Source organism: Collinsella sp. AM36-4AA (assembly GCF_003467795.1).
Classification (GTDB): domain Bacteria; phylum Actinomycetota; class Coriobacteriia; order Coriobacteriales; family Coriobacteriaceae; genus Collinsella.
Genome location: NZ_QSHS01000001.1, coordinates 241,191 through 255,199 on the forward strand (window position 1 = coordinate 241,191; position 14,009 = coordinate 255,199).

Annotated in this window: 14 protein-coding genes; 3 read left to right on the forward strand and 11 right to left on the reverse strand. The window is 55.3% G+C overall.

The annotated features are described in order from the left end of the window. Window positions 1-119: 119 nt before the first annotated feature. On the reverse strand, window positions 120-1,328 hold the full coding sequence (locus tag DW850_RS01135) for a hypothetical protein (RefSeq protein ID WP_117786008.1): 1,209 nt from the start codon (window positions 1,326-1,328) through the stop codon (window positions 120-122). A gap of 267 nt (window positions 1,329-1,595) precedes the next feature. On the opposite strand from DW850_RS01135, the gene galE reads away from it, so the two are divergent. After that, the gene (gene galE, locus DW850_RS01140) at window positions 1,596-2,657 is read left to right on the forward strand and encodes a UDP-glucose 4-epimerase GalE (protein ID WP_117786009.1); all 1,062 of its coding nucleotides are present in this window, start codon (window positions 1,596-1,598) and stop codon (window positions 2,655-2,657) included. 144 nt (window positions 2,658-2,801) lie between these two features. On the opposite strand, the gene DW850_RS10335 is transcribed toward galE, so the two are convergent. Further along, window positions 2,802-3,020 (reverse strand): transposase, encoded by a 219-nt coding sequence (locus DW850_RS10335; protein WP_117584253.1) that lies wholly within the window; start codon window positions 3,018-3,020, stop codon window positions 2,802-2,804. Between the two features lie 305 nt (window positions 3,021-3,325). Between DW850_RS10335 and DW850_RS01150 the strand changes: the two genes are divergently transcribed. Further along, window positions 3,326-4,612, forward strand: a complete 1,287-nt coding sequence (locus DW850_RS01150) for an ATP-binding protein (RefSeq protein ID WP_117584252.1) — start codon at window positions 3,326-3,328, stop codon at window positions 4,610-4,612. Between the two features lie 142 nt (window positions 4,613-4,754). Continuing rightward, the gene (locus DW850_RS01155) at window positions 4,755-5,273 is read left to right on the forward strand and encodes a hypothetical protein (RefSeq protein ID WP_124786586.1); all 519 of its coding nucleotides are present in this window, start codon (window positions 4,755-4,757) and stop codon (window positions 5,271-5,273) included. Window positions 5,274-5,295: 22 nt separating this feature from the next. Here the strand turns inward: DW850_RS01155 and DW850_RS01160 are convergent, their stop codons facing one another. The 9 genes from DW850_RS01160 to DW850_RS10500 form a co-directional block, all read right to left on the reverse strand. Continuing rightward, complete coding sequence (locus DW850_RS01160; RefSeq protein WP_117584251.1) at window positions 5,296-5,568, reverse strand: hypothetical protein; 273 nt, start codon at window positions 5,566-5,568, stop codon at window positions 5,296-5,298. A 602-nt stretch (window positions 5,569-6,170) separates the two neighbouring features. Beyond that, window positions 6,171-7,805, reverse strand: a complete 1,635-nt coding sequence (locus DW850_RS01170; RefSeq protein ID WP_084591801.1) for an ABC transporter ATP-binding protein — start codon at window positions 7,803-7,805, stop codon at window positions 6,171-6,173. Beyond that, window positions 7,789-9,087 carry a radical SAM/SPASM domain-containing protein gene (locus DW850_RS01175; RefSeq protein WP_117638255.1) on the reverse strand — a complete coding sequence of 433 codons (1,299 nt, stop codon included), beginning with the start codon at window positions 9,085-9,087 and terminating at the stop codon, window positions 7,789-7,791. The genes DW850_RS01170 and DW850_RS01175 overlap by 17 nt, the downstream gene beginning before the upstream one ends. Window positions 9,088-9,153: 66 nt before the next feature. Next, window positions 9,154-9,942 (reverse strand): hypothetical protein, encoded by a 789-nt coding sequence (locus tag DW850_RS01180; RefSeq protein WP_035137757.1) that lies wholly within the window; start codon window positions 9,940-9,942, stop codon window positions 9,154-9,156. Beyond that, window positions 9,939-10,757 carry a hypothetical protein gene (locus DW850_RS01185; RefSeq protein WP_117564851.1) on the reverse strand — a complete coding sequence of 273 codons (819 nt, stop codon included), beginning with the start codon at window positions 10,755-10,757 and terminating at the stop codon, window positions 9,939-9,941. The genes DW850_RS01180 and DW850_RS01185 overlap by 4 nt, the downstream gene beginning before the upstream one ends. Further along, entirely contained in the window at window positions 10,757-11,677 is a 921-nt protein-coding gene (locus DW850_RS01190; RefSeq protein WP_035137759.1) for an ABC transporter ATP-binding protein, read from the reverse strand. The genes DW850_RS01185 and DW850_RS01190 overlap by 1 nt, the downstream gene beginning before the upstream one ends. A 535-nt stretch (window positions 11,678-12,212) precedes the next feature. Further along, complete coding sequence (locus tag DW850_RS01195; RefSeq protein ID WP_052044110.1) at window positions 12,213-12,542, reverse strand: helix-turn-helix transcriptional regulator; 330 nt, start codon at window positions 12,540-12,542, stop codon at window positions 12,213-12,215. 8 nt (window positions 12,543-12,550) lie between these two features. Next, a complete protein-coding gene (locus DW850_RS01200; RefSeq protein ID WP_035137761.1) occupies window positions 12,551-13,087 on the reverse strand; it encodes a hypothetical protein in 537 nt (178 codons plus the stop codon). A gap of 327 nt (window positions 13,088-13,414) precedes the next feature. Beyond that, complete coding sequence (locus DW850_RS10500) at window positions 13,415-13,969, reverse strand: ATP-binding protein (RefSeq protein ID WP_117786010.1); 555 nt, start codon at window positions 13,967-13,969, stop codon at window positions 13,415-13,417. Window positions 13,970-14,009 lie beyond the last annotated feature (40 nt).

The following is a 14,009-nucleotide window of genomic DNA, read 5'->3' on the forward strand; positions in this document are numbered from 1 at the left end:
ATCGCGAGTTCCGCACGAGCCGGAGAGCACTTAATGTGCTCTCCGTGCGAGCAGGACTGTCCGAGCAGGCAACCTAATGCCTTCCGGGCAGCCACGGACCAACTTACTTCAAACCGCCGTTACGACAGCGCAATACCGCCAAGCCAGCCCCAACGCACGCCAGAGCCAGTACCATAGAAGCTAATAAACGAATCAAGCGACTTAGACGTAATGGCACCCTCGTTACTCATAACGATGCCGCCGCCAACGTAGATGCCCACGTGGCCATAGATCAGGCCCGGTATGCCGGTACCGCTATGCGATGAGTCGGCAACAATCATGCCCACCTGCAGCGCCGAGCGGTCGGAGCTATAGCACCAGGCGTTAAACATATCGCACGCGTTACCGCCAAAGTAGCCAACGCCGGCGTTACGGAAGACATTGGTAACCCACGCCGCGCACCAGTTCTGACCCGGCGAAGGCGTGGAGTAGCACGCGTTGACGACGGCCTGCTGCTTGCCCGAGCCGGCATTCTGCTGCGGAGTTCCGGGCGCATACGATCCACCACCCGAGCTCGAACCACCCGAGTAGGAATTGTTCTTGTTCGCGGCGGCCGCGGCAGCAGCGGCGGCCTTCTTGGCAGCCTCCTCGGCCTGGGCGGCAGCAAGAATCTCTGAATCGCGCTGAGCCATGAGCTCCTTGACGTCGTCGGAAAGACCGCTCAGCACGGTCTGGACCTCTTGCTGCTTGGCCTGCATATCCTGCATCTGGGCAGTCTGCTGGTCCTTGAGCTTCTCTAAGTCGGCCTTCTGCGACTCAAGCTCGGTCTTTTGCGCATCGAGCTCTTCCTGGATGGTCTGAATTTCCTCGATGGCGTCGCGGTCGCTCTTGTTGATCTTCTCAACATAGTGCGCATTGGCGACGAGCTCCTCAAACGAACCCGAGGCGAGCAGCAGCGACAGGACGTTGGTGCCGCCCGACTTATAGCTGGCGGAAACGCGATCGGAAAGATCGTCGCGCTTCTTTTTGAGCTCGGCCTTCTTTTCGTCAATCTGCGCCTGCGTGCTGTCAATCTGGCCCTGTACGCCCTCGATATCGTTGAGGGTCTGGGCGTTCTTGTTGGCCAGCGCCGCGTATTCATTTGCGATGCTGTCGAGCTGGGCCTGGACCTCGTCAAGCTGAGCCTGGGCCGCATTGAGCTTGTCGGTGGTTTCCTTGGTGGCCTCCGCAGCATGGGCGCGAGCGGGCAAACCAAAAAGAACGGCTACAGAAGCTGCGCCGAACAGGGCCTTGAGGGCAGTGCGACGCGAAAGCTCCTGGGAAAGGATGGAATCGCTGTTTGGTGACATATCTACTCCGTTACATGTTTATTTATATGTCGCTCAACTCATACATATTAGCGTACATCCGGCGCATCCCAACGATTTCCACGAACGGCAGCAAACCGTATGGTCGGCGGCTCGTATGCAAACGTCAAAGTCAAGGTTACGCCCACGCCAAACATTTCCATGAGTACGTTAGCATGCTCATCTGCTTTTCCTGCCCTGCACGTTTTGGGTGCCCCTGCCTGCGCTATACTCCCCTCAAGAAGTGTTCCTGATTCGATAGGAGACTACATGTCCAAAGCACTCGACCCCAAAGACACCTGCGTCCTCGTAACCGGCGGCGCCGGCTTTATCGGCTCGCACACCGTCGTTCAGCTGCTCGAGGGCGGCTACCAGGTCGTCATCGTCGACGACCTCTCCAACTCCAGCGCCGTCGCCGTCGACCGCGTCAAGACCATCGTGGGCGAAGAGGCCGCCAAGAACCTCACCTTCTACGAGGCCAACGTGCTCGACCGCGAGGCCATGAACAAGATCTTCGACACCCATCAGATCGACCGCGTCATCCACTTCGCCGGCTTTAAGGCCGTCGGCGAGTCGGTGACCAAGCCCGTCGAGTACTACCACAACAACATCGAAAACACCCTGGTGCTCATCGACGTCATGCGCAACCATGGCTGCAAGTCCATCATCTTCTCGAGCTCCTCGACCGTCTACGGCGACCCGGACAACCCGCCTGTCACCGAGGAAGACCCCAAGAAGCCCGCAACCAACCCCTATGGCTGGACCAAGTGGATGATCGAGCAGATCCTTATGGACGTTCACACCGCCGACCCCGAGTGGGACGTCGTGCTGCTCCGCTACTTCAATCCCATCGGCGCCCATCCGTCGGGCCTGATCGGCGAGGACCCCAAGGGCATCCCCAACAACCTGGTGCCCTACGTCGCCCAGGTCGCCGTCGGTAAGCTCGAGGCCGTTCAGGTCTTTGGCAACGACTACCCCACCCCCGACGGCACCGGCGTGCGCGACTACATCCACGTGTGCGACCTGGCATCCGGTCACGTTGCCGCCCTCAACTGGATGAACGGCAAGACCGGCGTCGAGATCTTTAACCTGGGCACCGGCACCGGCACCTCGGTACTCGAGGTCGTCGCCGCCTTCTCCAAGGCCTGCGGCAAGGAGCTGCCCTACGTGATTCGCGAGCGCCGTGCCGGCGATATCGCCGCCAACTGGTGCGATGCCTCCAAGGCCGAACGCATGATGGGCTGGAAGGCCCAGTACGACATCGCGGACATGTGCCGCGACAGCTGGAATTGGCAGAGCCATAACCCCAACGGCTTCGCCGACGCCGAGTAGCCACTCCCCCGTGCTAGGTTTTGTGGCATGCCTCAAAACCTAGCACGCGACATGCTCGGCACATGCCGCTTCCTGCATGGGTAGATTTCTAGACATGTCCCAAAAATCTACTGGCCCCGGCCTCCAATGTGAGGTCGGGGCTTTTTAGGAACTCGTTCTCGAGCTCGAGCTCGCGCATGCACTTGCGGCCGCCGCGACCGGGTGGTTGGTCAGCTCCTTCTTCCTGACCGTCACCCATCTTCCCAGGGTCTTCTCGTTGATGCCGAGGTCGGCTGCCACTTGGGCGATGGGCTTCCCCGACGCGGCGGCGAAGTCTGCGGCCTCGGCGCGGTACCCCGCTGTGTAGGAGGGCCCGTCTGCCATGACTGACACTCCTTTCTTTTTGGCGCTGAAACGATTATCGCCGCTCAACGCCATTCCTCTAAGTCAAGTGTCCTTGAATACGATACAGTTCAAATGGACGAGGAGAATCTGGCGCTCCTCTCGATGAGCCCGGAGAGGTCCCTGGTCGTCACCTTCCCCCGCGCGAACGCGAAGCGGACGGCGGCGAGCCATGTCCTCACCGCGCGTTCCATTTAGGGAGTCCTCGAGAAGTCGATCTCTCTGTGCGATAATCGAGCTATTGAGTCTCGCGAGTTTAGAGCTGGTGATATGCATTGAAAATCAAGATGAAAAACATCGGCAGGGTCGCTGAGGCCGATATCGAGATTAATGGTATTGCCGTGATCGCCGGGGAGAACGGGACGGGGAAAAGCACGGTTGGAAAAGCGCTTTATGCGGCCTTCAACAGCATGTCCGATTCGGAGAACAAAATCGACCGCATGAGGCGCAATAGTGTTGAGCGCGCCATCAGGAAGGCATATGTGGGAAGCCCTCTCGACTCCACGTCTCGCCACAGGCGAACTGCTGGAAGAATGAATAGTTTCATCGACAGGGTTTTTTCGGGCGAGTGCACGAGGGACGAGCTTATTGATGAGATAAAGGAGTATTACGGGGAGGAGATCTCCCGTGAGATCGAATCCGATTTCACGAATGGCGTAGCAGGAGTTGCCGATCAGATTATCGAGATCATGGATATCTCCGATGATGAGGTATTTCGTGCGATTGCGACAAACAGGTTCCGAAGCGAGTTCAACGGCCAGATCAATTCGGTTTTCGGCGAAGAGCCCGGGAAGGTCGAACTCCAGATAAAGGACGCATCTACGGTTTTCTCGGTTGCAAGTGACGAGGTGGCGGAGGTGCACGATAGGAGGGTTTTGCGATTCAGGGCGCATTATCTGGACGACCCGTTCCTGATCGATTCTCTCGGAGGACCCTACGGCCCCGCTTTTCGGTTCAAGCCCCTCCTTGGACACCAGGAGGAGCTGCGGCAAGATTTGATTCAGGCGACCATCCGTAACGATGACAGCGAGTCCTCGCTGTTCGAAGAGATCGCGAAGGAGCGACACCTGAAGGTTCTCATGGACAAGGTTTCCTCCTTATGTCCGGGGCATTTCGAGAGGAGCGAAAGTCGCGGTCACCTTACGTATCTCGAAGAGGGCTTCGCTCGGGGGTTGGAGCCTGGGAACCTTTCTGCTGGCTTGAAGACGTTCGCCATCATGAAGGTGCTCTTGAAGTCCGGCGCGCTAGATGCCGGAGGGACTATTATCCTCGATGAACCCGAGATTCATCTTCATCCTGCATGGCAGCTGGCCTTCGCCGAGATAATCGTGCTGCTCCAGAAAGAGCTCGGGATGCACGTCTTAATGAGCACCCATAGTCCATATTTCCTGAATGCGATCGAAGTGTATTCTAAGAAGCACGCTGTTGATGGATTGTGCTCATATTATCTTGCGGAGACCTGCACTGATGGACGCTCTCGCTTTGCCGATATAACCGGCTCGACTGAGGTCGCCTACGAGAAGCTGGCGGCTCCTTTTGATACGCTTGAGAGGGAGGAGTACGGCCTTGAGTAGCGACCTGTGCGCCTCCTGCCCTCATCCGAACTCTCCCGCGGTGCCAGATGGCAGCGATGGTTGCTCCCGTTGCAGGACCTGTATCCTAAGGGACTGCACGTCGACCATCTCCAAAACATCCAGAGACGGAAGCGTCTCTCTTGTGGATGACGATTTGCCTGTTGTCAATTTTGACTCTGTTAAAGAATGCTACTGCAAGAAGGTCAATAGGTGGATGCAACTCCCGCGCTCCGCCGATGCGCTGTATTGCGATCGGGAAACGTTATATCTAGTCGAATTTAAAAACGGCAGTCTGAAGGAGACGCTGGGGAAGAGGCTCAATCCCAAGGATGACGAAGAGCTTGGTATCAATCTTGGCCAAAGGGACGCCCTCATCGAGAAGTGCAAGGACAGCGTTTTGATCTGCTCGGACCTGTGGGGAAAGAGGACGAGATGGTTTCGCGAGCACTGCGTCTTTGTTTTGGTATACAACGAGGACAAGAACAAGACCGCGTTGAAGCGGGTTGCCAGCTCGATTAGGAAAAAAGCGCGTTTTGGGCTTCCTGACAAATTGAAAGGTTTTTGCGTGAAGGATGTCTTGACGCTAACCGAAAAGGAGTTTTCGACATCGCTCCTTTCAACTTGGCGAGACGCAGAAGAAATCGCGGAGGTCGACGCGTAGGAGACCGAAAAGCATCCGGTGGCTATTTGCTCCCGATATCGATCGTTCGTCTGCAGTCGGTTTTCTTTCCGCTGCGCCCGCCAGTTTGCGATGAGTCGCGCACCGTGTGAAGCTCAACACGGATGAAATACAAATATAATCCCCCCTTGCACTGTGTTGATAAATATTGCTCGTCGAACTCATCTGAACTGGGCTTTCTTGCATAGAACTGCCTGAACCTGAGCGTTTTCGGGTATCGCATTGCCCGATCGAGCACCATCGCGACCTTCTCAAGCTTGTCCTCGGGCGGACTCATAGCCACAGCCCCGCATGTCGTCCCGGTTGGAGCCGGGATGAGCCCTCAGGAAGCACTGCATGAAGTAGCGCATCCGGTTCACGGGCCCCAGCGGGTTCTGGCCGTCGGGAACGCCCTTGAGCAGCTTCGCGTTGTAGTGCTGGCTCTTCAGTGACAGATTGTTGACGGGAGCCGTGTGGCGCCCGGCTCCATGTCGTGGATGAGCGCGGAGCCGGGCGCCACACGGCTCCCGAACGTCGCCAAGGTCTTCGCCCTGCTTGTCTTGCCAAGGCCCTCCCGGATGAAGATTGAATTGCCTGGCTCATCGCAGCCGAGCGCGACACGGCCTCTACCCGAGACCATCATCTCTACACATAGCCCATCATTCGACAAGAACGCGCAGTTTGTCCTGCATAGGCGCATGGTGTCCCCCTCCGCCGCAAGAGGTGAGCAAAAGAGAGGCTCCCCTCGCCACTACCGGACAAAGGGACCTCTCTGGGGAAACACGCTATAAAACCTTCTTGCCGGGCGGTCGAGTACAGCACCGACGGCGTACCCGTGGAGACCTACCCAGAGCCCACGCCATTTCAAGTTTCTTGGTCTTCAACGCCACAATCCGATAATCATCCAGCCGTCGAAATGACCTCGTCACAGGCGGCAAGCATCTCCTCGTCATGAGTGACAACGATTACAATATGGTCTCTCTTAATTTCATGAAGCAATTTGATCAGCGCGCCTCGACTCTTCGCATCAAGTGCTGAGGTCGGTTCATCAAAAAGCATAACGTCCGGCGATTTCAACAGCTGTCTCACAATTGCAATCTTTTGCTTCTCGCCGCCGGACACCCCTCCTTTCCCGCCGTCAAGCATCGCCGTTGCCCCGTTCTCCACAGAAGCAACCATTTCGTCTAGCCCCAATATGACAAGCATCCGATTCAGCTTATCCATCTCGTAATCATCAGAAAGCAGCGTAAGATTATCGAGAATCGTCCCCTCAACGATAGGGGGTTCTTGCTCCGTAATGCTGACTCGACACCGCCGCAATGCATATCGATCGATGCAACGCTGTGACACCCCGTTGTAGCGAACGGCCCCTTCTGTGTCATCTGGATATAGCCCCAATATCACTGACAGCAGCGAGCTCTTCCCCGAACCATTCGGCCCCGAGATTCCATATAGCCGACCCCTGGAAAACGCGAGCCCCTCAATGCTTAACGCGACCCTTTCCGCCCCTGGATAACGTAGCTTGATGTTCTCTAGACGGATTTCCTCAATCGGACCAAGCGCCAATTTGCCATTCGCTTCCACCGGGACATCCCAAATTCTTTTCAGCCGCTCATAGCATACGCGATTAGTCTGGTAATCCCTTCCCCAGCCCAACAAATACTGTACCGCTGAGCTTAAGTTCGAATAATATCCAACAGCAGTCACGAGAAAACCAGGCAACAGTCTCCCGCCCATCACTTCAACCGCGCCCACAGCAAGAAGACATCCTTGAGCGGCGGAAGCGACCAACGCGTTGCCAAAGGTAAATCTAGACCCTACTTCCTGATTTGCTCTCATCGTTGGATAGAGCCCATTAAAAGCTTCGACCAGTACAGCGCGGGACCTATCGAACAAAGCATGTTTGCGGATGAAATCAACTTTCTCCAACTGATCTTGTAGACAGGAAAAAAACCTCGCGCTCTGCTCTTGTACGTCAAAACTTCTCTCAAACAGCCTTGCGCGTGAAACCGCATAAAAAGCGGCACTCGCTGCCGCAAGAACAAGGCAGACCACACTCAACTTGATATTCAGGCTACCGAGAACAAACAGGGCGGACAAAAGGGTGATAACGTTGCTTGAAACCCCCACAACCGAGTTGATTACGAAGATGACAAGGTCATTAGCGTCGTGATTGATTTGCTGGTTATAATACGACGCGTTGAAGCCCTCGAAGAATGCCTGGGGAAGGTGCTTCACGTGCTCAAGCGTATCCGCATTTAAGCCGAACCCCGCATGCGACTGAAGGTTGATGTACAGCATCTCTGAGCAATACACTAGTCCCGCTCGAACCGCTTGGACCGCAACCAAAATAAGGCAACAAACGAGAACGGCGGCAAGATCGGCGCTGGCCGGCATCGCCAATCGGTTTACCACTATGCCGGTAAGAAAGGGACCCGCAAGCGCAAGCAGCCCGACCAAAACTGTTACGACAAGATAGGCGTAGAATCGACCGCCCAGTATATATTTTCTACAGAGATTAAGCATCAGCCTCATTTTGCCCCGCACCCCGTTTTGCCGTATTCATCATCTGGGAGAGCAGCATTTTTTGCTCGGCATCATACCGGAAGGAAACGCAACGTTTCCCCTCACCGTTTAAGGCGTGGTTGGGGCACCCTCCCATGCACATGGGAAAAGCAAAGCACTCTTGGCATTCCGGGTCATCCGGCTCATATGCCATCCAGTTAATCATGTTCTTGCTCAACATTGGCGGCTCGAAAATAGTTCCGACCCTCCGCTCCTTCATTCCAATGTCATCCCAGCACTTATACAAATCTCCGACGGGATCAACCACGTACGAGTTGATTCCAACGGCGCAACATATCCCGAAATTCGTCCCACCAAAAGGTTGAACTTTGAAGCCCCGCGCAATTGCCCTTTTATAAAACTCAGTCTCCTCATACGAGAACTCTTTTACAGTAAAGCAGTGGCTGTCGTTCGCACATACCTGATTGATATCGTCAACAGGGGCTAAATAGAAGTGAACCTTATTCATCAGGCCATTTAGCTCGAGATAATCCAATAGCTCTTGAGCGGCCTCGATGTTGGTCTTGTCGACGTTGCTCCTTATCGAAATATCGATGATGTCGGCACACTCTTTGACGTTCTTGAGAATACGTTCGTATGTAGGGCTTCCGTCGTGAAGAATCCTTCTCGAATCGTGATCCGACTTCGATCCATCTATAGTCACTTGCGCGCTCGTCACACCACATGCCGCGAGCCTCCTTGCAACATCAGGCGTCAGCAGATAGCCATTTGTCACTATCGATGCGGAATATTCACACGTTGGCCCCACGACATCTTTCAGATCCGACGTAATCCGTTCGATCATCTTCATTCCGAGCAGAGGCTCGCCGCCGTACCATCCAACTGAGAGACTTGCGATACCAGGATAGTAATCTTTCACGAACTTGGAGAGCTGTGTCAAAACCTCCTCGCCCATCGTCGTGTACGCCTGTCCCTTTTCATAGCAGTAGGGACAGCAAAAGTTGCAAGCCATCGTTGGCGCAATGGTAAGGGACAGAGCAGTATTCGCAAAGCGCGCGGCGCGACTTTGCAACCTGATCTCCCCAAGCTCGTCCCTCTCCTCATTGACTAGGATGCCTCCCCTTATCAGCTCCGCGACAAGATCATCGGCATCCCGAACGTCCCCTTCTTGAATCCTTTTGAATTTCTGCGCGTATTCCGGATTTAACGACAGGATGCCGCCGGTTCGCGCATTCATGATAAGAAGACTTCCGTTATGTTCATGCACCACATTAAATTGCGACAGTTTCACTTCGCACCATCTCCATTTCCAACCAAATCCATATCGACCCTCAGACGCTGCGCATACGCCAGCGCACTACCTTCTTCGATAAAAACTGCACGAAAGCAGCAATAGACATGCGAGCGACACGATGACCGCATGGCCGCATGCAGCCATCAGGACCGTCCCGCCGGCAGCCCCGCACGCCCTCATCCAATAAGCCATGTGAACCGGGGGTAAAACGGTTGGGAAACTCATCGCGATAACAAGGCCCGCGAACGTTGCGACCAGCAAGGCTCCCGACACAAGAGATCTGATCCTGAACACCTCATATGCAACCGCAACCATCAGCGTATAAGCGGCGTCTATAACGATATTCGACAGGAGTGCCGAGGTCACATTACCAACCGTAAGGCTGTCTAGACCGCTTCCGGAGCACACGGCAAAGACCGCAGCGACACCGAGAGTAAACACGATGTAGGGGCACAGCGTATACACTTCGCAAGCCAATGTCTTTGCCGCAAACAGCTGCCAGCTGCGGAAGCCCCGAGCAATCGAAACTCCCCTTGCCGACACGCTCGTCGCATCACCGAATAGCGTCCCCGCCACAACAACAGAGACGATTGGGAAGAACACCGTATGCGCCATGGAGACGACACTTAGCCAGGAAGAGATACCCGTTGGCCCAACCCCTATCGAGAAAAGATAGCCCGGATCGGCGGAAAAGCCAAAGAACTGGCCCTCTCCCCCTGCGGAGACCCATGCGCCGGACCCGGCAAACACATAAATCCCCGCGATGCCCAAATACATCAGCGCTATTATCACGGCGAGTTTCATTCTCCTTGCGCGGAACAGTTCCGCCCTGACCGACATCCCAAGATTCATCGAACCGCCGTCCTTACAAATAGCGAGACGAGCGCAACTCCAACCGACACAAGCACAGTGCCGCCCGCATACAGCAAAACCTGAATTACACCAACATTCTGCATACTCAGGGAACACAGGTTCATCAGGTAATACACGGGCGAGAGCATGAGCAGCAAGCTGGGCTGACCGCTTCCGTATGTACTTGGGAACCACACCATCACAAATGTCGAAACCGCTATTGCAACGACGCTGCTCGCCACCACACTCCTCGTGAGCAAATACAGGGCGAAGGTAGCGGCGTACATCGAAATGAGCAGCAGCGCGATCATCAGCGCAATCGATACAAATTGGGCAAACCCTGAGCACGAGGCCCCAACGTCCCATTGGGCCATCTTGGTTAAATACAGCGCAGTCGTAGAAAGAAGATACACGGCACCGACCAGAGTGCAGTTCACCAACAGCTTCGTGATCACAATCGCCGCCTGCGACACCCCTCGCGATCTCGATACGGCGTAAGCCACGGATTCAAAGTCTCTCGACGTAGCGTAAACCGCGTAGAGAATCGTCACCGGAATCCAGACCACTGTAGACGCAAAAGACGTCCGGGCAACAGAGCCCAAAACGTCCCCTGCATCCACTAGGTTTCCAATAAAACCTATAGCCCCTCCAAGCGTATACGGGTCATCACCGGCGACCATGATCAGCACCTCAGACGAAGTCGCAGCCGCAACCACATACAGCACAGCCGCAAGCGCAATCATCAGAGCGGTCGCCGGGTGCCTGGCGAGCAACCATACCTCGCTCCGAAAAGCTGAGATGAACTCGCGTTTCATCACAGCTCGCTCTCTCGACCGATGAGCTCCGAATAAAACTCCTCAAGGCTCTTCCTATGAGAATACGCCTCCGCAACCCTCACACCTGCGGTCGAGAGCGCTTCGATTGCAATGCCCCGCCCTTCCTTTTTCTCCTCATAGCGCATAAGGACGCTGCCGTCCGGCAGAAAAGAATGTGAGGTCTCATCTCCGAGAACCGATCTCGTTCGCTCCAGATCGTCCACATGCAACACGAAACCACCGCGGCATGACTTTTCCAGCTGAGGTGCGGTCATCCTTCGAATGAGGCGACCATGACTTATGAAGAGGTAATCAGTTGCCAGCTTGTGCATCTCCTCAAGATTGTGGCTGGATACGAGAATCGTTTTACCTTGATCTTTGTTAAGATGCGTAAGGATTTTTCTTACTTCGACTATCCCCATCGGATCCAGGCCGTTTGTCGGCTCGTCCAGGATCAACAGCTCCGGATCGCCCAGCAACGCTATGGCCAGATCGAGACGCCTCCTCATTCCCATTGAGAAGTTCTTCACTTTCTTCCCGCCGGCCTCCCCCAAACCGACGGTTGATAACACACCGTCGATGGAACGATCGGTGGGAAGCCCCCACTCAATACAGCGAACGACCAAGTTGTCTCGCGCGGTCAGATTAGGATACGAAGCATTGAGGTCGGGCATATAACCCAGCCTTTCCCTGCAGCTCCGTATTTCACGTCTCCCGGTTTGCCCAAACATCGAGATCGTTCCTGACGATGGCTCCGAAAGCCCCGTGATCAATCGAATTAACGTGCTCTTGCCGGCACCATTCTCCCCAATGAGTGCACACAGCTCGCCTTCCATTAAAGAGAACGAGACTGATTTAACCGCTTCAAACCCGCCATATCTCTTGGATATGGCACGCAATTCAACTGGGACTTCCCGCATGGACGACATCCTCCCCGTCAATAAAAAGGGACGACATGGCAATTGTGCGGGGTTATAGGTAACGTCGGTTCGCCCCCCATATTGCAATGCCACATCGCCCCTCAGGCGCTGCTGGCCAAAATATCTTTGAACAGTCTGTGCACGCCGTACGGCGTGCACTATCCGCTAAAAGCGGATAGTGCACTCCTGTGAAGAACACTTGGTGCTGCAGCTGCCGTGCGCGTAGAAGAAGCAGTTGCCGCACGCGGGTGCAACGCCTTCCTCCGGCTCGTTAATCCAATCCATCTCTCCCTCCTTTCCTTGCATACCGAATTGATAATGTTATTCTAATTCGATATGTATCATATTTCAATATAAGCTTATTTATATATTACACAAGGTAAGCACCCCCCTGCATCCAGCACAGGAAATGACTCTCTCGTTCCCCAGTGACGCGGCGAGAAATACAGGCCACTGCAGGACGTTGAATGAACAGCCCGTGAAAACCGTTGTTTTCACGGGCTGCACCTGCTCAATACTTTTTTATTCTCCAGCCTCAGTCGTCTCTAAGATCGACCACGTAAACATGATCTGACTCCAGGACCGGGTCATCACCCGTCGCGGTCGCCCTGCTCAGCGCGTTGCGGGCGCGCCGCGTCGCCAGTTCCTCAAGTTCTCTTTCGTTGACGCGCTTAATAAGATCGCCAGGCTGGCAATCAAGCTCTACGCAAATATCCAGCAATGTCTTTAACCTAATTGCCTTCACCTTGCCATTTCGTATTTTTGAGATACTTGCCGGTGTGTGCCCGGTCGCCCGAATGATATCCGTACTCGTCTTTCCGCGTCGAAGCAATAAGCTTTCAAGCTCAATAATCAGATAGTCCATGCCGCCCCTCACACCAAATCCTCGGTCTGGTCTTGAAGCAGAGCTCCGTAGCGCCATATCGCAGAAATCGAGAAGCAGCAAACGGCCCCCAGCACAGCACCAATATCTATGGGCAGGGCCAGGTTTTCAAACATCGAATAGGCGTTCCCCAGCAAGTCGAAGGGGCCAATCACTATCGAAAGAAACCCCGGAGAAAACAAGAGGTCACCTATTGCCGCTGCAACAAACAGCCACCCGATAATCGAGATTCTTCGAGCATGCGAAAGGGTAAAGGGCGATTCGCCATGAGCCATGTCCATGCTGATTCCCCGCAGGGTCCATGTGGCCCCTCCGGAAATCAGAAGATACATCAAAGGAACCACTACGGAAACCGTCTTTGATGGATCATATAGGTTTCCTTGAGCAGCCATAAGCCCAATGGAAATAACCACCACCACCGAACAGCAACACACCGCTATAAACAGCGCCGTAAACAGAATCCCAAGCCTTCTTCCGAGAGTCATCATCTTCTGGATGGACTTATCGATCTTCTGGGCGCTATTCACCACAGCTCCTCCTAAAGCAATCAGAGGTCTTCTTACTTACTGTTTTTCCTACATTGTAACGAACTCGATAAGAAGAGGGTCGCTTCACGCCGCGCAATCCCGAACTCCAAGCGTTTCTCATCAGCATTGCCCATCTTTCGAGTCGAAATTCAAATCCAGTTTCTTATCGCATGCTGAAATCAACCCGAACTGGATGTGACTGGAAAACAGCGCGCTGCGTCGGTCGCGCTTTCCCGAGCGACTCTGGCACAACAGACGATATGAGTTGAACATTGGGGCCTCTCCCCTTGCAGCTCTCTCGTGGGTCGGGCGACAATGGTCGTACCATCAACCGCGGCCGCGCGCTGCGGGCCCTCGGCCTCGGCTGCGTCGTCGGGGCGGTCCCGAAGATGCACCGGCCCGCGGCCGACCGCGGCCGCAAGAACGACCGCCGCGACGCCGAGTGGCTGGCACGCATGCTGGCGCGCCGCAACGTCGTCGAGGTGTGGGTCCCCGACGAGCGCCCTCGAGGACGCGCGCGACGACCTGCAACACGCCAAGCAGCGGATGTCGAAGTTCCTGCTGCGCCACGGCCTCGTCTTCGACGAGACGACGCCGGCCGGCAGGCGCAGGGGCGCCTGGACGGGGGCCTACTGGGACTGGACGGAGTCCCTCTCCTTCGACGAGCCCGACGACGCCGCGGCCTACGAGCACTACATGGACGGAAATGACCTGGTAGAGAACCCTCGCACCGTCTACGTCGCAGGGGACGTAGACGAACTCGTCGAGCACGAGCAGCCTCGCGGGCGACACGTCGTTCAACAGTTTCGACAGCGTTCCCTTGCGCTTCGCGTTGCCGAGCTCGAGAACCAGCTGCGCGGTCTGCCAGAACCTGACCGACATGTCCGCGGCGACCTGTGTTTCGTCAAGAGGATTTGAGCAA

Coding starts and splice junctions, on each gene's coding strand:
- DW850_RS01135 (WP_117786008.1), bottom strand. CDS start 1,328: ATGTCACCAAACAGCGATTCCATCCTTTCCCAGGAGCTTTCGCGTCGC.
- galE (WP_117786009.1), top strand. CDS start 1,596: ATGTCCAAAGCACTCGACCCCAAAGACACCTGCGTCCTCGTAACCGGC.
- DW850_RS10335 (WP_117584253.1), bottom strand. CDS start 3,020: ATGGCAGACGGGCCCTCCTACACAGCGGGGTACCGCGCCGAGGCCGCA.
- DW850_RS01150 (WP_117584252.1), top strand. CDS start 3,326: ATGAAAAACATCGGCAGGGTCGCTGAGGCCGATATCGAGATTAATGGT.
- DW850_RS01160 (WP_117584251.1), bottom strand. CDS start 5,568: ATGAGTCCGCCCGAGGACAAGCTTGAGAAGGTCGCGATGGTGCTCGAT.
- DW850_RS01170 (WP_084591801.1), bottom strand. CDS start 7,805: ATGAGGCTGATGCTTAATCTCTGTAGAAAATATATACTGGGCGGTCGA.
- DW850_RS01180 (WP_035137757.1), bottom strand. CDS start 9,942: ATGAATCTTGGGATGTCGGTCAGGGCGGAACTGTTCCGCGCAAGGAGA.
- DW850_RS01185 (WP_117564851.1), bottom strand. CDS start 10,757: ATGAAACGCGAGTTCATCTCAGCTTTTCGGAGCGAGGTATGGTTGCTC.
- DW850_RS01190 (WP_035137759.1), bottom strand. CDS start 11,677: ATGCGGGAAGTCCCAGTTGAATTGCGTGCCATATCCAAGAGATATGGC.
- DW850_RS01195 (WP_052044110.1), bottom strand. CDS start 12,542: ATGGACTATCTGATTATTGAGCTTGAAAGCTTATTGCTTCGACGCGGA.
- DW850_RS10500 (WP_117786010.1), bottom strand. CDS start 13,969: ATGTCGGTCAGGTTCTGGCAGACCGCGCAGCTGGTTCTCGAGCTCGGC.